General features: G+C 60.9%; 16 protein-coding genes. 9 read left to right on the top strand and 7 right to left on the bottom strand.

Translation table 11 applies throughout. From position 1 onward, the window contains the following. Positions 1-107 precede the first annotated feature (107 nt). The 3 genes from ACF6ZU_RS02830 to ACF6ZU_RS02820 all read left to right on the top strand — a co-directional run bounded on the left by ACF6ZU_RS02830 (position 108) and on the right by ACF6ZU_RS02820 (position 3,549). The gene (locus ACF6ZU_RS02830) at positions 108-380 is read left to right on the top strand and encodes an HU family DNA-binding protein (protein WP_002552737.1); all 273 of its coding nucleotides are present in this window, start codon (positions 108-110) and stop codon (positions 378-380) included. A gap of 233 nt (positions 381-613) precedes the next feature. Continuing rightward, positions 614-2,485, top strand: a complete 1,872-nt coding sequence (locus tag ACF6ZU_RS02825; protein ID WP_392890414.1) for a SurA N-terminal domain-containing protein — start codon at positions 614-616, stop codon at positions 2,483-2,485. A 230-nt stretch (positions 2,486-2,715) separates the two neighbouring features. Further along, the gene (locus ACF6ZU_RS02820) at positions 2,716-3,549 is read left to right on the top strand and encodes a DUF2242 domain-containing protein (protein WP_392890413.1); all 834 of its coding nucleotides are present in this window, start codon (positions 2,716-2,718) and stop codon (positions 3,547-3,549) included. Between the two features lie 339 nt (positions 3,550-3,888). On the opposite strand, the gene ACF6ZU_RS02815 is transcribed toward ACF6ZU_RS02820, so the two are convergent. Next, positions 3,889-4,929 (bottom strand): AraC family transcriptional regulator, encoded by a 1,041-nt coding sequence (locus tag ACF6ZU_RS02815; protein WP_392890412.1) that lies wholly within the window; start codon positions 4,927-4,929, stop codon positions 3,889-3,891. A gap of 3 nt (positions 4,930-4,932) precedes the next feature. Continuing rightward, positions 4,933-6,063, bottom strand: coding sequence for a carbon-nitrogen hydrolase family protein (locus ACF6ZU_RS02810; RefSeq protein WP_392890411.1), 1,131 nt, complete (start codon positions 6,061-6,063; stop codon positions 4,933-4,935). A gap of 209 nt (positions 6,064-6,272) precedes the next feature. On the opposite strand from ACF6ZU_RS02810, the gene ACF6ZU_RS02805 reads away from it, so the two are divergent. Both ACF6ZU_RS02805 and ACF6ZU_RS02800 read left to right on the top strand, forming a co-directional pair. Beyond that, entirely contained in the window at positions 6,273-8,312 is a 2,040-nt protein-coding gene (locus ACF6ZU_RS02805; RefSeq protein ID WP_392890410.1) for an FAD-dependent oxidoreductase, read from the top strand. 156 nt (positions 8,313-8,468) lie between these two features. After that, entirely contained in the window at positions 8,469-9,395 is a 927-nt protein-coding gene (locus ACF6ZU_RS02800; protein WP_392894007.1) for a 1-aminocyclopropane-1-carboxylate deaminase/D-cysteine desulfhydrase, read from the top strand. Between the two features lie 98 nt (positions 9,396-9,493). Here the strand turns inward: ACF6ZU_RS02800 and ACF6ZU_RS02795 are convergent, their stop codons facing one another. From ACF6ZU_RS02795 to ACF6ZU_RS02785, 3 genes are all read right to left on the bottom strand, one after another. Then, the gene (locus tag ACF6ZU_RS02795) at positions 9,494-10,054 is read right to left on the bottom strand and encodes a cytochrome b (protein WP_392890409.1); all 561 of its coding nucleotides are present in this window, start codon (positions 10,052-10,054) and stop codon (positions 9,494-9,496) included. A gap of 366 nt (positions 10,055-10,420) precedes the next feature. Then, complete coding sequence (phnX, locus tag ACF6ZU_RS02790; RefSeq protein ID WP_392890407.1) at positions 10,421-11,248, bottom strand: phosphonoacetaldehyde hydrolase; 828 nt, start codon at positions 11,246-11,248, stop codon at positions 10,421-10,423. Positions 11,249-11,383: 135 nt separating this feature from the next. Continuing rightward, a complete protein-coding gene (locus ACF6ZU_RS02785) occupies positions 11,384-12,493 on the bottom strand; it encodes a 2-aminoethylphosphonate--pyruvate transaminase (protein ID WP_392890406.1) in 1,110 nt (369 codons plus the stop codon). A 109-nt stretch (positions 12,494-12,602) separates the two neighbouring features. Here ACF6ZU_RS02785 and ACF6ZU_RS02780 point away from each other — a divergent pair, with 109 nt between their 5' ends. After that, complete coding sequence (locus ACF6ZU_RS02780; RefSeq protein WP_392890405.1) at positions 12,603-13,466, top strand: LysR substrate-binding domain-containing protein; 864 nt, start codon at positions 12,603-12,605, stop codon at positions 13,464-13,466. 123 nt (positions 13,467-13,589) lie between these two features. Here the strand turns inward: ACF6ZU_RS02780 and ACF6ZU_RS02775 are convergent, their stop codons facing one another. Then, positions 13,590-14,462: a LysR family transcriptional regulator gene (locus ACF6ZU_RS02775; RefSeq protein ID WP_392890404.1), complete on the bottom strand. Its 873-nt coding sequence runs from the start codon at positions 14,460-14,462 to the stop codon at positions 13,590-13,592. 268 nt (positions 14,463-14,730) lie between these two features. Between ACF6ZU_RS02775 and ACF6ZU_RS02770 the strand changes: the two genes are divergently transcribed. Together ACF6ZU_RS02770 and ACF6ZU_RS02765 are read left to right on the top strand one after the other, a co-directional pair. Then, positions 14,731-16,056, top strand: coding sequence for an MFS transporter (locus ACF6ZU_RS02770; RefSeq protein WP_392890403.1), 1,326 nt, complete (start codon positions 14,731-14,733; stop codon positions 16,054-16,056). A gap of 10 nt (positions 16,057-16,066) precedes the next feature. Then, positions 16,067-17,458, top strand: coding sequence for an FAD-dependent oxidoreductase (locus ACF6ZU_RS02765; protein ID WP_392890402.1), 1,392 nt, complete (start codon positions 16,067-16,069; stop codon positions 17,456-17,458). Here ACF6ZU_RS02765 and ACF6ZU_RS02760 read toward each other — a convergent pair whose 3' ends face one another. Next, positions 17,459-18,787, bottom strand: coding sequence for a type VI secretion system Vgr family protein (locus ACF6ZU_RS02760; RefSeq protein ID WP_392890401.1), 1,329 nt, complete (start codon positions 18,785-18,787; stop codon positions 17,459-17,461). It lies immediately after the preceding gene. A 219-nt stretch (positions 18,788-19,006) separates the two neighbouring features. On the opposite strand from ACF6ZU_RS02760, the gene ACF6ZU_RS02755 reads away from it, so the two are divergent. Further along, positions 19,007-19,711, top strand: coding sequence for a YebC/PmpR family DNA-binding transcriptional regulator (locus tag ACF6ZU_RS02755; protein ID WP_392890400.1), 705 nt, complete (start codon positions 19,007-19,009; stop codon positions 19,709-19,711). Positions 19,712-19,801: the final 90 nt, after the last annotated feature.

Below are 19,801 nucleotides of genomic sequence, written 5' to 3'. Positions count from 1 at the left end.
CCTTGTTATAAAGCGGCTCTTAAGTGTCTGTAGGCCATTCAGCACTCGTTTTTGCTTTCACCAAAAAAACTTAGAATCATACTCAAATAGATATAAGGGGACTTAGAGTGAACAAGTCGGAACTGATTGATGCTATCGCTGCATCCGCTGATATCCCGAAAGCTGCTGCTGGCCGTGCGCTGGACGCTGTAATCGAATCCGTCACTGGCGCTCTCAAGGCTGGCGACTCCGTTGTTCTGGTTGGTTTCGGTACTTTCTCCGTGACTGATCGTCCTGCTCGCATCGGTCGTAACCCACAGACCGGTAAGACGCTGGAAATCGCGGCAGCCAAAAAACCAGGTTTCAAAGCCGGTAAAGCACTGAAAGAAGCTGTCAACTAAGTTCGATTCAGGTTTTTGCCTATCCGGGTCGGGGTCATGCCTGACCTGGCAGCGGAGCGGTAGTCCAGTCGGCAAGTTGCCGGTCCGAGACGCCGAGGGTCGCAAGTTCGAACCCTTGGTCCGTTCCGCCAGTTACGAGAAGGCGCATCCTCGGATGCGCCTTTCTTCTATCCGGATTCTACCCACGCTCCACGGTTGCCTAATTTTGAAGTTCAACCGTTTCTGGGGGACGCATGCTGCAGAATATCAGGGACAATTCACAAGGCTGGATTGCCAAGACCATTATCGGGGTCATCGTTGCACTGATGGCTTTGACCGGTTTCGATGCCATTTTTCAGGCCACCACCCATCGTAATGAGGCGGCCAAGGTCAACGGCGAAGAAATCAGCCAGAACGAGCTGAGCCAGGCGGTTGATATGCAACGCCGTCAACTCATGCAACAGCTGGGCAAGGATTTCGATGCTTCCTTGCTCGACGAAAAAATGCTGCGCGAATCGGCCCTCAAGGGTCTGATCGATCGCAAACTGCTGCTGCAAGGCGCAGAAAACTCGAAATTCGCTTTTTCCGAAGCGGCTTTGGACCAGGTGATCCTGCAAACCCCTGAATTCCAGGTGGACGGCAAGTTCAGCCCCGAGCGTTTCGATCAGGTCATCCGTCAACTCGGCTACAGCCGCATGCAATTCCGCCAGATGCTGGCTCAGGAAATGCTGATCGGTCAGTTGCGCGCGGGTCTGGCAGGCAGCGGTTTTGTCACCGATGCACAGGTTCTGGCCTTCGCCCGTCTGGAAAAACAGACCCGCGATTTCGCCTCCCTGAACGTCAAGGCTGACCCGGCAGCGGTGAAGCTGACCGACGATGAGGTCAAGGCCTACTACGACGAACACGCCAAGGAATTCATGACACCGGATCAGGTGATCATCGATTACCTCGAGTTGAAGAAGTCGTCCTTCTTCGACCAGGTCGCCGTCAAGGACGAAGAGCTGCAAGCGGCGTATCAGAAAGAAATCGCCAACCTGTCCGAGCAACGTCGGGCGGCGCACATTCTGATCGAAGTGAACGACAAAGTGACCGAGGCGCAAGCCAAGGCCAAGATCGAAGAAGTTCAGGCCCGTCTGGCCAAAGGCGAGAAATTCGAGGCCCTGGCCAAGGAATTCTCCCAGGATCCGGGTTCGGCTAACAACGGTGGTGATCTCGGCTATGCAGGTCCTGGCGTCTACGATCCAGCGTTCGAAACCGCTTTGTATGCGTTGACCAAGGACCAGGTGTCGGCACCGGTTCGCACTGATTTCGGTTTCCACCTGATCAAGCTGTTGGGTGTCGAGGCGCCGGAAGTTCCGACCTTGGCCAGCCTGAAAGACAAGCTGACACGTGAGCTGAAAACCCAGCAGGTCGAGCAGCGATTCGTCGAGGCAACCAAGCAACTGGAAGACGCGTCGTTCGAAGCTTCCGATCTGGCCCAGCCAGCGCAGGACCTGAAACTGACCGTTCACACTTCCAAGCCATTCGGCCGTGAAGGTGGCGAGGGTGTTACCGCCAACCGTGCCGTGCTGACGGCTGCGTTCAGTCCTGAAGTGCTGGATGAGGGTGCCAACAGCACCGCCATCGAGCTCGATCCGGAAACCGTGATCGTGCTGCGTGCCAAGGAGCACCTGAAGCCTTCGCAACTGCCGCTGGAAAGCGTGTCTGCCGCCATTCGCGGTCAATTGGCCAAGGAGCACGCGAGTGCTGCCGCCAAGACCAAGGCTGACGAGCTGATTGCCAGCCTGCGTGAGGGCAAGACGCCACTGGACAAGGCCATCGATGGCCAGAACTGGAAAGTCACCGCAGCCGCGACCCGCGCTCAGGAAGGGATCGACCCGACTGTGCTGCAAGCGCTGTTCCGCATGCCGAAACCGGTGGCCAAAGACAAGCCGACCTTCAGCAGCGTAACCCTGGCCGATGGTAGCCTGGTGATCGTGCGCCTGAACGGCGTCAACGAAGCCGCCGCGCCGACCGATGAAGAGAAGGCTCAATACCGTCGCTTCCTCGCTTCGCGTATTGGCCAGCAAGACTTTGCGGCGTATCGCAAGCAGCTGGAAGCCGAAGCGGACATCAAGCGTTTCTGATGCCTGACTGAGTTTTCCGCAACACAAAGACCCCGGCCAGACAGCCGGGGTTTTTTATGGGCGTAGAGAAACCGGAGGGGGGTTATCCGTCGGCCTGGATTTTTTCGGGAGACTTTTTCCTGTAAATGGCAGTCATTACACTTGTAACTGTTTCAAGACACTAATCGATGCGACGCTAAGCATCGATCTGTTGCACAATACGCCCCGGACCGTTTTCCTCAGGATGTTCAATGTTTAAATCATTTCCCGTGCGGGTTGTCGGGCTGGCATTGGTGCTGGCGGCAGCGGCCGGATGCTCGTCGAAGAAAGCCCCCATTTATGAGCATGAGAACTTCGACGACTCCGGAACGTTTTCGCGCAACTATCCGGTGACCGATGCGCAAACCTGCGAAGCCGCCCGTCGAGCGTTGCTCAGCCAAGGTTACATCATCACCAGCAGCGATCCGAAGCTGATCAGTGGTCACAAGAGCTTCCAGCAGACTGGCGACACCCACATGGAGATCAGCTTCAGCGTGGTTTGTGCCGACGACGGTAGCGAAGGGCACCACGCCACCATGTTTGCCAACGCATTGCAGGATCGCTATGCGCTGAAGAAGACCAACAATTCCGCCAGCCTCGGTGTCGGTGTCTTGGGATCGGTATCGATGCCGATCGGTTCGTCCGATGATTCGATGGTCAAGGTGGCCAGCGAGACCGTGTCGTCGGCCAAGTTCTACGAGCGTTTCTTCACGCTGGTCGAATTGTTCCTGCCGCCGGAAGCGAAAAAAGCCGCACACATCGTCGAGAAGCCGAAAACCGACCTAGGCGTGCCTGAGACCAAGGCCGCACCGGCTGCTCTGGCGCCTGAGCCGGCACCTGCCGCCGAACCGACGCCAGCCCCGGCAGCAGAAGCCGCGCCAGCCCCGGCCGCGGAACCGGTTGCGCCGCCACCAGAGCCTGCACCGGTCACTCCGGCCGAAAACGCCGAATCGGTTCCGTCGACGGAAAACGTCACGCCACCGCCAGCCTCGGATTTGCCCCCACCGACCGAGCCGATTCCCGCGATGCCTGTTACCAGCCACTGATTTTGGTGGCTGACGCTCCGGGATCACCGGTCCCGGAGCAGCATTCAGATTGACCCGCGTCAACCCAGGTCGTTTTCCTACGGCCTGTATCGAAAAAATCCTGTGATAAATTCCTGACCGCCTGCTACGTTTTATTAAGTAGCGGCGAAGCGTCATGCCTGCGTCATTTTTCTTTCACGCGGGCACTTTATGCTCAAAGTACAGGTCATTTATTCAAGCATTTTTTCAATGAGCGATGGGGGATTCAAAATGGACGATTATCAAGAAGAGCTGCTCGAGTTCCAGGCCTTTGAACTGGACCCGCTGGAACCGGCCGAAGACGCTACCGAGCTGTAAGCGTCAGGCAGACTGGCGGTGACTGCGGCGAAACTCGCCTGGAGTCTGACCGCTCCAACGTTTGAAAGCGCGTTGAAAGGCTTCGGCTGAGGCAAATCCCAGCAGGTAAGCGATTTCCCCGAACGCCAGTTCGGTATCGCGAATGTAGGTCATGGCCAGGTCGCGACGGGTGTCGTTGAGAATTGCACGAAACTGCGTGCCTTCCTCGGCGAGTTTGCGGCGCAAGGTCCAGGTTGGCAGCTTCAGGCGTGCCGCCACTTCTTCCAGGTCGGGCTCCCGACCACCATTGAGTAACGGCCCCAGCAACTGAGTGATGCGTTCACGCAGGCTGCGGGTGCGTGTCAGGTGTTCCAGTTCCCGTTCGCACAGTTGCAGCAGATGCCGCCAGGTACTCGGGCAATGCACCGGGTTACGCTGAGCGAGGCTGGCCAGGCTCAGGCGCAGCTGGTTCTGTTCGGCGCCGAACTGGATCGGGCAATCGCCCAGCATCGCATAAGCCTCGCGGTAATCCGGTTCTTCGAACTCGATGTCGATGCGTTCGGCGCTCAACGGCACAGGGCTGACGCTGGATAACTGCTGCAACCAGCCGGCGATGATCGAATCCACCACGAAGCGGTTATAGGCGTTGTAAGGGCTGATGGAATAGAACCGCAGCCACGCGCCTTGAGCGTCTTCGTGGAAGCTCGATTGGCCGCGATAGTTGGAACCGTACAAGGCTTCGAAGCGAATCAGGCAGCGCGCGGCTTCGCGCACTGTCGGCGCCTGCGCCGCGGTGACACCGGCGAGGCCGGCCTGGCTCAGGCGGCTGAGCTGGCCCATGCGCAAACCCAGTGCCGGGTTGTCGGTGAGTTGAATGGCAGCGTGGCCCAAACGCATGTAACGCGGGATCGACAGACGGGCACAGGGTTCGCCCAGGCGAGCCGGGTCTAGGCCGTATTGATCGAGCAGCGGTTGAGGGTCGATGCCATGGCTGCGCACAGCATCGGCCAAGCTATGAACAAAGCCGACTGACAGATCGCCCAGACGCATCGGCAAGGGTTTCATCGCTTACAACCACAGGTTCAGCAAACGCGCGCCACGGAAATTGCCGCCGGCGAAATGCTGCCCGTTGCTGCTGAGAAAACTTTGTCCGGCGCTGCCCTGGTCCCAGAACTGGCCACGCAGGAACACGCTCATACCGGCGATGGCCTGGCTGCTGGGTGGTTGCGCGGTCAATGTCAGGCGATGCCAGGCCTGACCTTCACTGATCTCACCAGGCTTCAGGCTGACGGAGCCCGGTGTCGACAACCCTTTATAACCCCGCCATGGTTTTTCCCACGTACCGCGACCGCTGACAAATGCCGGGACCGCCACCAGTTGCACGCCCTGCGCATCGAGTTTGCGGTAGTTGTCCGGGTACCAGCTGTCGCTGCCGATCAGCACACCGAGGCGACCGGCCGGGGTATCGACCACGCTCAGGATATGTTCGCCATTGGCCTCGATCACATCGCGCTCGGCGAAAATCGGATGCATCTGGCGCTGGGGCTGGCCAATGGGTGCGCCGTCCCGACCGAACACCACGCTGCTGTTGTACAACGCACCGCGGCCGACTTTCAGGGTGCCGTCGATGATGCTGGGTTCGGGCAGCACGATGGAGCCTGCGACCAGCGTCACGTGAAATTCCTTGGCCAGCCCCCCGAACAGCGCCTGGTAATCCTTGGCCATGCCTTTGGCTTTCATGCGCAGGTGCGCGTCGTCCAGGCGGTTGTCGCCTTTGGCGCTGATCAGCGCACGGATGAACTTCACGGGATTGCTCACCGCCAGCCAGTTCATGGCTTCCTTGATGGTGTTGGCCTGGTACAGCTCGTCTTTTTCACCGCTGACCATCAACCAGGTGCCGACATGTTCGGGCAGCACGACGATGGTTTTTTCATTCAGCAGGCCCTGTTCCTGGGCTTTTTGCAAATAGGCCGCGAGCTTGCGGTGCAGGCGCCCAATGCTTTGGTAGTCGGTGGGAAACAGTTCGGGCTGGATGCCCAGGAGGTTGCCGCGATCGGCGGGTGTGCCCTGATCGATGACGAGATCGATGCGAAGGTCGGACAGATAGTGACCCACCGGACGATCGGCGGCCCACATGGCGTAAGTCGTCAGGGCGGCAACCAGGGCCATGGAGAAAGTCAGGTACAGAAGTTTGCGCATGGGGAAACAGTCGACAGCCGTGTGCAGGGTTCGCTGACTAGGGTAGGGCCCATGCCGGCGCTTGCCAAGGGCCGCTGCGCATTTGGATCAATAAGTTGTCAGTTTCGGTCATTGAGCCACCGAAGGACTGCTCATAGTCTGTTACACAAGACAGAGGGGCGCCGAAGAGCGCCCACATTTTTCCGTGATCGTTCGTTGTGGAGTTACCGATGACCGCCGCTCATTACCCGCACCTGCTGGCCCCGCTGGACCTGGGTTTTACCACGTTGCGCAACCGCACCCTGATGGGTTCGATGCACACCGGTCTTGAGGAGAAACCCGGCGGTTTCGAACGCATGGCGGCGTATTTCGCCGAGCGCGCTCGTGGCGGTGTCGGCCTGATGGTGACAGGCGGTATCGGCCCGAACGACGAAGGCGGCGTGTATTCCGGCGCGGCCAAGCTGACCACCGAAGAAGAGGCAATCAAACACCAGATCGTCACCCGTGCCGTGCACGAGGCGGGCGGCAAGATCTGCATGCAGATCCTCCACGCCGGCCGTTATGCCTACAGCCCGAAACAGGTGGCACCGAGCGCGATTCAGGCGCCGATCAACCCGTTCAAGCCCAAGGAACTGGACGAAGAGGGCATCGAGAAGCAGATCAACGATTTCGTCACCTGCTCCAGCCTGGCGCAAAAAGCCGAGTACGACGGTGTCGAGATCATGGGTTCCGAGGGTTATTTCATTAACCAGTTCCTCGCGGCCCACACCAACCATCGCACCGACCGTTGGGGCGGCAGTTACGAAAACCGCATGCGCCTGCCGGTGGAAATTGTCCGCCGAGTACGCGAAGCCGTTGGCCCGAATTTCATAATCATCTTCCGCCTGTCGATGCTCGATCTGGTGGAAGGCGGCAGCACCTGGGAAGAAATCGTGACGCTGGCCAAGGCCATCGAACAGGCTGGCGCGACGATCATCAACACCGGTATCGGCTGGCACGAAGCACGAATTCCGACCATCGCCACCAAGGTGCCGCGCGCGGCGTTCAGCAAAGTCACCGCCAAGCTGCGCGGCTCGGTGAGCATTCCGCTGATCACCACCAACCGCATCAACACCCCGGAAGTGGCCGAGCAGATCCTGGCCGAAGGCGATGCCGACATGGTGTCGATGGCACGTCCGTTCCTTGCCGACGCGGATTTCGTCAACAAGGCCGCTGAGGGCCGTGCCGATGAAATCAACACCTGCATCGGTTGCAACCAGGCCTGCCTCGATCACACTTTCGGCGGCAAGCTGACCAGTTGCCTGGTCAACCCGCGTGCCTGCCACGAAACCGAACTCAATTACCTGCCGGTGCAGCAGATCAAGAAGATCGCGGTGGTCGGTGCCGGCCCTGCAGGTCTGTCGGCTGCTACCGTGGCTGCCGAGCGTGGCCATCAGGTGACGCTGTTCGATTCGGCCAGCGAGATCGGCGGCCAGTTCAACATCGCCAAGCGTGTGCCGGGCAAGGAAGAGTTCTTTGAAACCCTGCGTTACTTCAACCGCAAACTGCAGACCACCAACGTCGAGCTGTGCCTGAACACTCGTGTCGATGTGGCGAAACTGGTGGAAGGCGGCTACGACGAGATCATCCTCGCCACCGGCATTGCCCCAAGAACGCCGGCGATCCCGGGCGTCGAGAATGCCAAGGTGCTGAGCTACCTGGACGTGATCCTCGAGCGCAAGCCGGTGGGCAAACGTGTCGCCGTGATCGGTGCGGGCGGGATCGGTTTCGACGTGTCGGAATTCCTCGTGCATCAAGGTGTGGCCACCAGCCTGGACCGTGAAGCGTTCTGGAAAGAGTGGGGCATCGACACGCACCTGCAAGCGCGTGGTGGTGTGGCCGGGATCAAGGCTGAACCGCATGCGCCGGCGCGTGAAGTGTTCCTGCTGCAACGCAAGAAATCCAAGGTCGGCGACGGCCTGGGCAAGACCACCGGCTGGATTCATCGCACCGGTCTGAAGAACAAGCAGGTGCAGATGCTCAACAGCGTCGAGTACCTGAAGATCGACGACGAAGGCCTGCACATCCGCATTGGCGAAACCGGCGAGCCGCAAGTGCTGGCGGTGGACAACATCGTGATCTGCGCCGGGCAGGATCCGTTGCGTGAGTTGCAGGACGGGTTGGTCGCGGCCGGACAGAACGTGCATCTGATCGGCGGCGCGGACGTGGCGGCGGAGCTGGATGCGAAGCGGGCGATCAATCAGGGATCGCGGTTGGCTGCTGAGTTGTAATTTGCAGGTTTAGCGTGCCAATGGCTATCGCGAGCAGGCTCGCTCCCACACTGGATCTTCGGTGCGACAAAGATCCAGTGTAGGAGCGAGCCTGCTCGCGATGGCGTCCTCACAGCGACTAGAATGCTGCTCTTTACCGGGCACAGTCAGGCGCCAATGCTTTCTCCTCCTTCAAATTGGCTCCATGAAGCCCCCCTCGAACGCTTTCATCTTGATTGGCTCACCCAATCAGGCCTCGAAGTCGCCATCCTGCGCCTCGACCAGATCGACCCGCTGATCAGCGGCAACAAGTGGTTCAAGCTGATCGAATATTTCAAGGCCGCTGACCTGGCCGGTGCCAAAGGCATCATCAGCCTGGGAGGCGCTCACTCCAACCATCTCCACGCGCTGGCTGCTGCCGGTAAGCGTTTCGGATTCAGCACCGTGGGGTTGCTGCGGGGGCATCCTCAAGAAACCCCGACGGTGAAAGACTTGCAAGCCTTCGGCATGCAGCTGCACTGGCTCGGTTATGGCGGCTACCGAGCGCGGCACGAAGCAGGTTTCTGGGAGCCCTGGCAGGCGCAGTATCCCGATCTGCTACCGGTGCCGGAAGGTGGCGGCGGTTTGCCGGGAGCGAAGGGGTGCGTGCAATTGAAGGCGATGGCCAGCGCGCAACTGGACCGTCTGGGCTGGGACGATTACGGCGGCTGGTGGCTGGCCTGCGGAACGGGCACCACGCTCGCCGGCCTGGTGCTGGCCGAAGCGGGGCAGCGTCCGGTCTATGGTGCGTTGGCGGTGCCTGACGACCATGGCGTGGCGCAGCAGGTTGAATCGATTGTGCGGGAAGCGGGGTTGCAGAACCCGGCGTATGAATTGATCGATGCCAGTCGTGGTGGGTTCGCCAAAGTCGATCCGTTGTTGCTGACGTTCATCGAGCAAACCGAGCAGGCCGGCGGCATTCCCCTTGAGCCGCTGTACACCGGCAAGGCGCTGCTGGCGCTCAAGCAACAAGTCGAGGCCGGGCGATTCACACAGGGCACACGCCTGATCTTCGTCCACACCGGAGGCTTGCAGGGCCTTCGCGGATTTTCACCGACCTTGTAGGAGCCGGCTTGCCGGCGATGAACGATAACGCGGTCCAACAGATGGACCGCGGCGCCTGAATCGCCAGCAAGCCGGCTCCTACAAGGGCAGGCGTTGTTTCAGGAATTGCGGCTGACGCGTTTGGGCATCATCCGCAGCAATGTGTTATCGCCCACCACGTAGTGGTGATAAATCCCCGCCACGGCGTGCAGCCCGATCAGCCAGTAACCGATCGTGCCGCCCAGCTCGTGCCATCCCTGAATCCGTTTGGCGAACGTCTTGTCCTCGGACACCAGCAGTGGCAAATCGAACCCGTAGAACATCACTTGATGCCCCTTGGCGCTGGTCACCAGCCAACCGAGGATCGGCATGGCGATCATGAAGAGGTACAACGCCCAGTGCATCAGCCGGGCGACGGCGGTTTGCCAGTGCGGGGAGGCGGGGAAGATCTGCGGTGCCGGGCCGAGGCTGCGGGCGAACAGTCTTAGCCAGACCAGCACGAAAACGGTCAGCCCCAGCATGAAGTGCGATTCGGTGATCAGCGTCCGGCCGCCGCTGCCTTTCGGAAAGATCCCGCGAAATTCGATGCAGGCGTAGACCAGCACCAGCAGGACCAGCATCAACCAGTGCAGCGTGATTGATACGGTGCTGTAGCGTGAGTCGGAATTCTTCCAGGGCATACGGTGTTCCTCACAGGTAGACCACCGTTCTTGGCCGACGGTGTCCCTTAACTGTAAGCCTGAATCGACGGGTTTGCCTGAGGCGGAGGGAAGTTCAATGCGCTGGTTCAGGAAACAGACAGCAAAAGCACCGCAGTCCATTGTAGGAGCCGGTTTGCTGCGGGCGGCGTTCCGGCGATTGCGTCCTTCCAGCCAACAGAAGAGTCGGATGATCCACCGCCATCGCCAGCAAGCCGGCTCCTACAGGGGATCGGGTTCACACGGTTGAAATTGTAGGAGCCGGCTTGCCGGCGATGGCGTCCGTCCAGCCAACAGAAGGGTTGGATGACCCACCGCCATCGCCAGCAAGCTGGCTCCTACAGGAGATCAATTGGTCTGTGGCATCTCGCCGTTTGCCAGGCGCTTGTTGATGTCGGCGATCACTTCCGGCAAGTCGGTGATGGTGTCGATCATGTAATGCGGGCGCGAACCTTCGAACAGGGCGTGGATGCGTTTGCGTTCGCTGGCCAGTTCATCGCTGCCGAGGGCGCGATAGCCTTCGTAATCCAGGCCCAGCGCGTTGCCCGAGCAGATCAGCGCCACGGTCCACATGCCGGCGCGCCGACCTTCGAGAATGCCCGGCACGGTGTCGTCGATCTTCACGCACGCGGCGACATCGTCGATGCCCAGTGCAATCACGTTGGCCAGGGCCTGGGCCGGCCATGGGCGGCCGTTGGGCACTTCGTCGGTGGCGACCACGTGATCGGCGACGTAGCCGTTGGTGGCCGCCAGTTCGACGACTTTGTCCATGACCTGTTTCGGATAGCCGGAGCAGGAGCCGATCTTGATCCCTTGCTGCCGCAGGTTGGCAATGGTGTCCAGCGCACCGGGAATCAGCGCCGAGTGCTCGGCGATCTTCTCGATCTGCAGGGGCATGAAGCGTTTGTAGATGGCGGTGACGTCATCGTCGGTCGGCGTGCGGCCGAACGCCTTGCGATAACGTTCGGCAACCGCCGGCTGGTCGCACAGGGTGCGGATGTGATCCCACTTGCCCATGCCCATCGGCCCGCGGGCTTCTTCGATGGAGACCTGGACGTCGAATTCGGCGAAGGCTTCGACAAAAATCTGCGTTGGGGCGAACGAGCCGAAGTCGACCACGGTGCCGGCCCAGTCGAGGATGGCGGCTTGCAGTTTGGTTGGGTTTGCGTAGTTCATGAGTATCGATGTCCGTGTAGGAGCTGGCTTGCCAGCGAAGGTCGTTAACGATGACGCGTGTTGTCTGGATGAACGCGGTGCTGTTGAGTTCATCGCTGGCAAGCCAGCTCCTACAACAGCTGAAGCGTCTGTTGTTTAGATATCGAGCACTTCCATCTCGCGCAGCACTTCGGCCACCGCCGCCACCGCTTCGCGCATTTGCGCCGGGGTGACGTGGCCGATGCAGCCGACCCGGAACGTTTCGACCTGGGTCAGTTTGCCGGGGTAGAGGATGTAACCCTTGGCCTTGACCCGTTCGTAGAACTCCTTGAACTGGTAGCGCGGATCTTTCGGTGCATGGAAGGTGGCAATGATCGGTGCCTGGATCGCGGCCGGCAGGAAGCTGCGCAATCCCAGCTTCGCCATTTCTTCCATCAGTGCCTGGCAGTTGGCGGCATACCGCGCATGCCGGGCTGGCAAGCCTCCTTCTTCGCTGTATTGCAGCAAGGCTTCGTGCAGGGCAGCGACCACGTGGGTCGGCGGGGTGAAGCGCCATTGGCCGGTCTTGGCCATGTAGGTGTGCTGGTCGAAAAGGTCCATCGCCAGCGAGTGCGAGTTGCCGGCGGCCTGCGCCAGTGCTTCTTTGCGAGCGAAGACGAACCCCATGCCCGGTACGCCTTCCAGGCATTTGCCCGAGGCCGCGATCAGCGCATCGAACGGCACCTGTTGCGCATCCACCGGCAGTGCGCCGAACGAGCTCATGGCGTCGATGATCAGGCGTTTGCCGTGCTGCGCGATGACCTGGGCGATCTCCGGCAGCGGGTTGAGGATGCCAGTGCTGGTTTCACAGTGAATCAGCGCGACATGGGTAATGCCGGCATCCGCTCGCAGCAGGCGATCAACGTCGGCGGCGGTGGTCGGTTCGTCTTCGGCGGTTTCGAAGGTGCTGAAAGAGCGGCCGAGCACTTCGCAGATTTTCGCCAGGCGTTTGCCGTAGGCGCCATTGATCAGCACCAGGACTTTGCCATCGCGAGGCACCAGCGTGCCGATTGCCGCTTCGACCGCGAAGGTGCCGCTGCCTTGCAGGGGCACGCAGTGGTGGCTGTCGCCACCGTTGATGATCGCCAGCAATTGTTCGCACAGGCTGGCGGTCATTTGATTGAAGCGGTCATCCCATGAACCCCAGTCGACCATCATCGCCTGACGGGTGCGGGCCGAAGTGGTCAACGGGCCGGGGGTGAGCAGGATGGGTTCGGCAGTACTCATTCTCGTGTCCTCGCAATCGATGGGATGAAGCTACGGGGCTTAAATTGCAATTTGCCGTGCTATCAATCAAATTGTTTGTTGTTATGCCAGCCATCAGTGAGGGTTATTCATGAACCTGTTCCAGCTCCGCGCCTTCGATGCGGTGGCCCGGGAGGGCAGCTTTACCCGTGCCGCCGCGCGGCTGTTCATCAGCCAGCCGGCGGTCACCGGCCACATCAAGGCGTTGGAGGAGCACTACCAGATCACCCTGCTGCGCCGCACCGCACGTCGGGTCGAGCTCACGGAAGAGGGCACCAAACTCGCGGCCATCACCCGGGCGATGTTTGGTCTGGCGGAGGAGGCGCAAGTGATGCTCGAGGCCAATCGGCAATTGCTCACCGGACGCCTGGAAGTCGCGGCGGACGGGCCGCACATGGTCATGCCGATGCTCGCCAGCCTGCGTGCGCGCTATCCCGGAATCACCGTGAACCTGCGCCTGGGCAATGCCCAGGAAACCCTCGCCGCGTTGTTGTCGGAACATGCCGATGTGGCGGTGCTGACCGAGGTCGAGCCGCGCAAGGGCCTGCATTTGCAGGCGCTGAACGAATCACGGATTTGCGCGCTGGTGCCTGACGGTCACCCGTGGGCGCAGAAGACCAAAGGCGTGCAGCTCAAGGAACTCGATCAGGTGATCATGGTGTTGCGCGAGCCGAGTTCGATCACCCGGCGCACCTTCGATGAGGCGTGTGCGCAGGCGCAGGTCAATCCGCGGGTGTTGCTGGAGCTGGACAGTCGCGAAGCGGTGACCGAGGCCGTCGCGGCGGAGTTGGGGGTTGGCGTGGTGTCGTCGGTGGAAGTCAGTCATGACCCGCGGGTGGCGGCGGTGCCGATCATTGGCGAGGGCCTGGTGAACCGGCACATGATCGGGTGCATGGAGCGGCGGCGGGATTTGCGGTTGATTCAGGCGTTTCTGGAATTGGCGTCGGTCAGTTAGACCGCGGCGCGGCCATCGCCGGCAAGCCGGTCTCACTCCCACAGGGTTTTGCGTCGTATACAAAATAGGCGGCAACCACAAAACCTGTAGGAGTGAGCCTGCTCGCGATGAGGCCGGGCCTGCCTACTCAAGACTCTCGCGAACCATCTCCAGAAACGTCGCCACCACCCGCCGCGAACTCTGCTCGCGCAAGCACACCAGCGTCTCCGTCAGCCGTCGTGTGCAGTCGGTGATCGGCAACGCACACACCCGCGAATCCGCGCCGAACTCCGCCGCCGAAACCACACCCACGCCGATCCCCACGACCACCGCCTCACGTGCCGCTTCCCGGCCTTCAACCTGAATCGCCGGACGAATCCGAAACCCTGCGCGGGCCATTTCCTCCTCCAGCGTCTGACGCGTCACCGAGCCGATTTCCCGCAGCACCAGGGGCGTGTCATCAAGGTCCGCCAGGCAGATCGACTCGCGGTCGGCCCACGGATGATTGCGCGAAACGAACGCCACCATCGGGTCGTTGCGCAGCGGCAGCGAGATCAGTCGTTCATCGCTGACCTCGCGCCCGAGCAACGCCAGGTCAGCCTGATAGTTGAACAGGCGAAACAGCGATTCATCGGTGTTGCCGGTTTCGATCTTCACACTGATGCCGGGGTAGCGTTCGCAAAACCGCGCGATCTGCGGCAGCACGTGCACCGGCGCATCCACCGCCAGGATCAGGCTGCCGGTCTGCAACGCCCGTGAGTCATGGAGCAACTCCTGGGCTTCGGCCTCAATCACGAACAGCCGCTGGGTGATGCTGAGCAAGCGGTCGCCCAGATCGGTCAGGTGCACCGAGCGTTTATTGCGGTGGAACAGCAACACCCCGAAGCGCTCTTCGAGTTTGCGCACCTGGTCGGAAATCGCCGGCTGGGTGAGAAAAAGCCGCTCGGCGGCTTTGGTGAAGCTTCCGTGGACGGCCACGGCGTGGAAGGCTTTGAGCTGGGCGTGGGAAACCGACATCGAAACCTCCAGTAACAAGCTGAGCTTATATTGGAAATACGATAAATCGATTTCACTTATTAATCAGTAATTGTTTTTATCGGCCCCAGTCGCGGTGACTGGTCAGTCGAACAGCCGCCGTGACCATGAGCCTGTGCGTGCAACAGCAGGCCTCATCTGACCGGTATCGCCTCAGGGACGCAGCGATATCGCAGTGCTCAACAATAAAAAGACAGGCGTTATTTCTCAATTTCTGCCGGCACACTCACACCCTGAGGTCAGAACCACAATGAACAAGCACATCGGCACCATCAAGCGTTGGCGCGTGCAGATCTTCGCGATCACCTGGCTCGCCTACGCCGCTTTCTACTTCACCCGCAAAGCGTTTTCCGTGGCCAAACTGGGCATCGGCGAAGACCCGACGTTCATGCTCGATAAAATGGCCATGGCCAACCTCGACGCGATCTACCTCGCGGCCTACGCCATCGGACAATTCACCTGGGGCATCCTCGCCGACCGCTTTGGCCCGCGGGTCGTGGTGCTCGGCGGCTTGCTGATCTCCGCCGCTGCAGCGCTGGTGATGGGCAGTTTTGCAACGCTACCGATTTTCGCCACCTGCATGCTGATTCAAGGTTTGGCCCAGTCCACGGGATGGTCGGGTCTGTGCAAGAACATCGGCAGTTTCTTCCCCGCCGAACAGCGTGGGCGGGTGCTCGGGTTATGGAGTTCCTGCTACGCCTTTGGCGGGCTCGTGGCTTCGCCGTTTGCCGGCTGGTGGGCATACACGCTCATCGGCAGCTGGCATGCGGCGTTCTTTTCCAGTGCGGCGGTAGTTGGGCTGGTCGCCGTGCTGTTTTTTATTTTCCAACGCAACAAACCGGAAGACGTCGGCTTGCCGGCGGTGGAACCGGAACCCGAGTTGAGCGCCGAAGAAGCGCAGGCGCAAAGCCGGATCAGCGTGCTGGAACCGTTGAAGGAAATCCTGCGCAACCGCACGGTGCTGATTCTCGGCCTCGCGTACTTCCTGCTGAAACCGGCGCGCTACGCGATTCTGCTGTGGGGGCCGGTGATCGTTTTCGAGCAGATGCCGACCGTGGGCAAGGTCGGTGCGGCAATCATTCCAACCGCGTTTGAACTGGCGGGATTGCTCGGGCCGATCCTGCTCGGGCTGGCCTCGGACAAATTGTTCGGCGCCCGGCGCATGCCGGCCTGCGTGCTCAGCCTGTTGGCGCTGACCGTGGCGTTGGCGCTGTTCATGGGCGCATTGCATACCGGCAGTGTGGCGCTGGTGGTGGCGCTGTTGTTCGTGATGGGCCTGACCCTGTACGGGCCGGACTCGATGATCAGCGGCGCGGCCGCCATCGATTTCGGCACCGCCAAGGCCGGCGCGACGTCGGCCGGTTTCGTCAACGGTTGCGGATCGGTCGGAGCCATTCTCGGCGGCCTGCTGCCGGGTTACTTCGACTCGGTCACCGTGTTCATTATCTTCGCCGCCTGCGCCTTGTTTTCAGCGCTGGTGCTGATCCCCTACTGGAACAGCCGCCCGGCGGGCTTGCGTGCCGAAAGTGCATTCGTGCCGAACCGGCCGATGAGCGTCAAACCCCTGCGTACCTGAGGAAACACCGATGAGACCTTTCTGGCTGGAACAGGCGCTGGCGGCCGAGTCGTGCGCGCCGTGCGAACCTTTGCTGAGCGACACCCGCGCCGACGTCTGCATTGTCGGCGGTGGCTACACCGGTTTGTGGACCGCGATCATGCTCAAGGAGCAGAACCCCGAGCTGGATGTGCTGCTGATCGAAGCGGACATCTGCGGTGCCGGCGCCAGTGGCCGCAACGGCGGGTGTGCACTGTCGTGGTCAGCCAAGTATTTCACCCTGGAAAGGTTGTTCGGTGTCGAAGAGGCGGTGCGCCTGGTCAAGGAATCCGAGCGCAGCATCCAGGCGATCGGCCGCTTCTGCGCACAGTACGGCGTGGATGCCGATTACCGCCTCGACGGCACGCTCTACACCGCGACGAATCGCGCTCAATGCGGTTCGACCGACGCAGTGATTGCAGCCCTCGAACGCAACGGCATCAACTCCTTCACTCAACGGCCGGTGGCGGATGTGCAGCGCATGGCTGGTTCCGGCAAGCACCTGGAAGGCTGGTTTTCGCCAGCCGCCGCGAGTGTGCAGCCAGGCAAACTGGTGCGCGGTTTGCGCCGGGTTGCCTTGCAGCTGGGGGTGAGGATTCATGAAAAAACCGCGATGACCGGACTGGAGGAAGGCAAGCCGGCGGGGATTCAAACCCCCAACGGCACCGTTCGCGCAGACCGGGTGGTGCTGGCGATGAACGCGTGGATGGCCCGTGCGTTCCCGCAGTTCGAGCGCAGCGTGGCGATTGTCTCCAGCGACATGCTGATCACTGAGCCACGGCCGGATCTGCTCAATGACATCGGCTTGACCAGCGGTGTCACGGTGCTCGATTCGCGGATTTTCGTGCACTACTACCACAACACGCCGGACGGTCGAATCATGCTCGGCAAGGGCGGCAACACGTTCGCCTACGGTGGGTGGATGTTGCCGGTGTTCGATCAGCCGTCGCCCTATGCGGGTTTGCTGCAGCACAGTCTCGTCGACTTTTTCCCGTCGTTTTCCGGCGTGAAGGTCGAGGCGACCTGGAACGGTCCGTCGGATCGTTCAGTTACCGGTTTGCCGTTCTTCGGCCAGATGAGTGCCCACGGCAATGTGTTCTACGGTTTTGGTTATTCCGGCAGCGGCGTCGGGCCCTGTCATATGGGCGGGCAGATTCTCGCCTCGATGGTCCAGGGGCTGGACAACGCCTGGACCCGTTCGCCACTGGTCAACGGTCCGTTGGGTTTCTTTCCGCCAGAACCGATTCGTTACCTGGGTTCGCTAATGGTGCGCAACGCCATCCGCCGCAAGGAACGCGCCGAGGATCACGGGCGTCGACCCCAGCACCTGGACGTGCGCCTGGCGAAATTCGCGGCGGCGGCGGGCAAGGCCGACAAGGGTTGATCAGCCCTTGCGGTTCAGCAGCCAGTCAAACAGCAGGCGGTCATCGACCTTGGGTTGCGGGGCGGGCCGAGGCGCTGGCGGGCTGGTCGCCGCGGCGTACAACACCGGGCGGTCCGGATCGCTGTCGAGAAAACTGACGAGCACGTCGGTGCCGGCGACCGGCAACCTCGACGGATCAATCCGCTGGTCCGGCGCGGCGAGGACCATCGGTAACCAGAAGCCGTCGGATGCTTCGCTGTCGGTCTGCGCCGTTGGCCACAACCTGACCTGAATCCGGCCTTGATCGTCCAGCCTGGCGGGTTCGCCGGCGGGTCCCAGCACCCGCGCTGTCTGAAAACCGGGAATGCCGGGCCTGGCCTGCGTCAAGGCGGGGCGGAACACGGTTGACCACGGCATTGCGGTGAACTGATTGCTGTAACACCGGGTCCGGTCGCAATGGCTGTGCTCGAGAATCGACGGCTGCTGGCCCTGGTGTCGGACTTCGGTCAGCAGCCATTGATCGTTGAAGTTCGGCAGCGGATGTTCTGACACCTGGACGATTCCTCCGCTGCGCAATGCACTCTGATTGCTGCGCCCCTGCAGCTGCCCGTGCCGGCAACGCAGGCGCTCGAGTATTCGACGGCTGAGCCTGTCGCGGTCGAGCGGTGGCGGGGCGTTGTGCGTGTCGATCGGCGGCGAGGTGTGGCGCTGGAACAGCTCGCTGATCAGTGGCCCGTCTTCGCGTTCAGGCATGTCGCTGTGGAAGGGCAGCAGCAGGGGTTCCTGCGGGAAACTCAGGCTGTCATCCGCCAGCACCAGCACATGGCCATCACGCCGGTGTTCGAAGTGATAGTGGATGCCTTCTTCCTCGCAGAGCCGATGCAGGAACGCCAGGTCGCTCTCGTCGAACTGAATGCAAAGCGGCCTGGCAGGATAGCGCCCGCCGGGCAGTTCAAAGCGGTAGCTGTCTTCAGGCAAGCCGTTTTCCGTGAGCAGCCGGCGCAGGATGGCTGGCACATCGAGTTGATGAAAAACCCGACGGGATCGCTGTCTGTCGAGGTTTTGCAGCCACGGCACCAGCACCAGCCGGTAATCGACCCGGTGCAGGCCGCGGTGCTCGCAATCGGCGCTGTGGATGATCCCGTGAACGCCCAGGCCATTCGCAAGGTTGAAGAACACCGGTTGTTGCAGCAGGTGGTCGAGGTGCATGGCCGGCGCGAGGCCGATCACGTCGATATCGAACCGGTACGGCTGGTTGAGGGCTTCACGGCCGCTGAACTGCACCACTGGCAGGCTCAGATCGCCGTCCAGCAATGTCAGGGTGAAGGGACTTTCCTTGTCGTTGTGCATCGAGCGCGCTTCTGCCACGGAGTACGGGCACAGAGGGTACGAAACCGTGACCCTTTAGGGGCATCGCAAACCCATGTTTCAGAATCGCCCTACGAGCAGCGTTGAAAATGTCGATCCGGCTGGATGGAATTTTTGGTCGATTGCCAACTTTAGGCCGTATAAACTTGCGCAAAGCGTCGGCCAATAGATGTCTCGGCGCCACAGATAAGAGAGTGAGTAATGGGCGCACAGTGGAAGGTTAAACACAAAGAAGCGGCAGCCAATGCCAAGGGCAAGATCTTCGGCAAACTGGTGAAAGAAATCACCATCGCTGCGCGTAACGGTGCCGATACCGCCACCAACGCACACCTGCGTCTGGTGGTCGAACAGGCCAAAAAGGCCTCGATGCCGCGGGAAACCCTGGAACGTGCGATCAAGAAAGGCTCGGGCCAGCTCGGCGAAACCGTGCAATACCATCGCGTGACCTACGAAGGGTTCGCGCCGCATCAGGTGCCGCTGATCGTTGAATGCGTGACCGATAACATCAACCGCACCGTCGCGGAAATCCGCGTCGCGTTCCGTAAAGGGCAATTGGGCGCTTCCGGTTCCGTGGCCTGGGACTTTGACCATGTGGGCATGATCGAGGCGTCCCCGGACAGCCCGGATGCCGACCCTGAAATGGCCGCCATCGAAGCCGGCGCTCAGGATTTCGAGCCTGCCGAAGACGGCGCGACCTTGTTCATCACCGAAGCGACCGACCTGGATGCGGTGCAGAAAGCGTTGCCGGAGCAGGGGTTCACCGTGTTGTCGGCGAAGCTGGGCTACAAGCCGAAGAACCCGGTCAGCGGTTTGAGCGACGAGCAGATGGCTGAAGTGGAAGCCTTCCTGGAAGGCCTCGATAACCATGATGATGTGCAGGACATGTTTGTCGGTCTGGCTGGGTAATCTGTTTTTTCGGTGATGCCGCCATCGCGAGCAGGGCTCGCTCCCACATTGGTTTTGTGTCGAGCACATATCAAATGTGGGAGCGAGCCT

Source organism: Pseudomonas migulae (assembly GCF_043225285.1).
Lineage (GTDB): Bacteria > Pseudomonadota > Gammaproteobacteria > Pseudomonadales > Pseudomonadaceae > Aquipseudomonas > Aquipseudomonas migulae_C.
Note: the sequence above shows the minus strand (reverse complement) of the source record. Positions and strands in the feature narration are given on the sequence as shown.

Excerpts from the sequence above, each read along its gene's own strand:
- ACF6ZU_RS02825 (WP_392890414.1), top strand. The coding sequence starts at position 614 with ATGCTGCAGAATATCAGGGACAATTCACAAGGCTGGATTGCCAAGACC.
- ACF6ZU_RS02820 (WP_392890413.1), top strand. The coding sequence starts at position 2,716 with ATGTTTAAATCATTTCCCGTGCGGGTTGTCGGGCTGGCATTGGTGCTG.
- ACF6ZU_RS02815 (WP_392890412.1), bottom strand. The coding sequence starts at position 4,929 with ATGAAACCCTTGCCGATGCGTCTGGGCGATCTGTCAGTCGGCTTTGTT.
- ACF6ZU_RS02810 (WP_392890411.1), bottom strand. The coding sequence starts at position 6,063 with ATGCGCAAACTTCTGTACCTGACTTTCTCCATGGCCCTGGTTGCCGCC.
- ACF6ZU_RS02805 (WP_392890410.1), top strand. The coding sequence starts at position 6,273 with ATGACCGCCGCTCATTACCCGCACCTGCTGGCCCCGCTGGACCTGGGT.
- ACF6ZU_RS02800 (WP_392894007.1), top strand. The coding sequence starts at position 8,469 with ATGCTTTCTCCTCCTTCAAATTGGCTCCATGAAGCCCCCCTCGAACGC.
- ACF6ZU_RS02795 (WP_392890409.1), bottom strand. The coding sequence starts at position 10,054 with ATGCCCTGGAAGAATTCCGACTCACGCTACAGCACCGTATCAATCACG.
- phnX (WP_392890407.1), bottom strand. The coding sequence starts at position 11,248 with ATGAACTACGCAAACCCAACCAAACTGCAAGCCGCCATCCTCGACTGG.
- ACF6ZU_RS02785 (WP_392890406.1), bottom strand. The coding sequence starts at position 12,493 with ATGAGTACTGCCGAACCCATCCTGCTCACCCCCGGCCCGTTGACCACT.
- ACF6ZU_RS02780 (WP_392890405.1), top strand. The coding sequence starts at position 12,603 with ATGAACCTGTTCCAGCTCCGCGCCTTCGATGCGGTGGCCCGGGAGGGC.
- ACF6ZU_RS02775 (WP_392890404.1), bottom strand. The coding sequence starts at position 14,462 with ATGTCGGTTTCCCACGCCCAGCTCAAAGCCTTCCACGCCGTGGCCGTC.
- ACF6ZU_RS02770 (WP_392890403.1), top strand. The coding sequence starts at position 14,731 with ATGAACAAGCACATCGGCACCATCAAGCGTTGGCGCGTGCAGATCTTC.
- ACF6ZU_RS02765 (WP_392890402.1), top strand. The coding sequence starts at position 16,067 with ATGAGACCTTTCTGGCTGGAACAGGCGCTGGCGGCCGAGTCGTGCGCG.
- ACF6ZU_RS02760 (WP_392890401.1), bottom strand. The coding sequence starts at position 18,787 with ATGCACAACGACAAGGAAAGTCCCTTCACCCTGACATTGCTGGACGGC.
- ACF6ZU_RS02755 (WP_392890400.1), top strand. The coding sequence starts at position 19,007 with ATGGGCGCACAGTGGAAGGTTAAACACAAAGAAGCGGCAGCCAATGCC.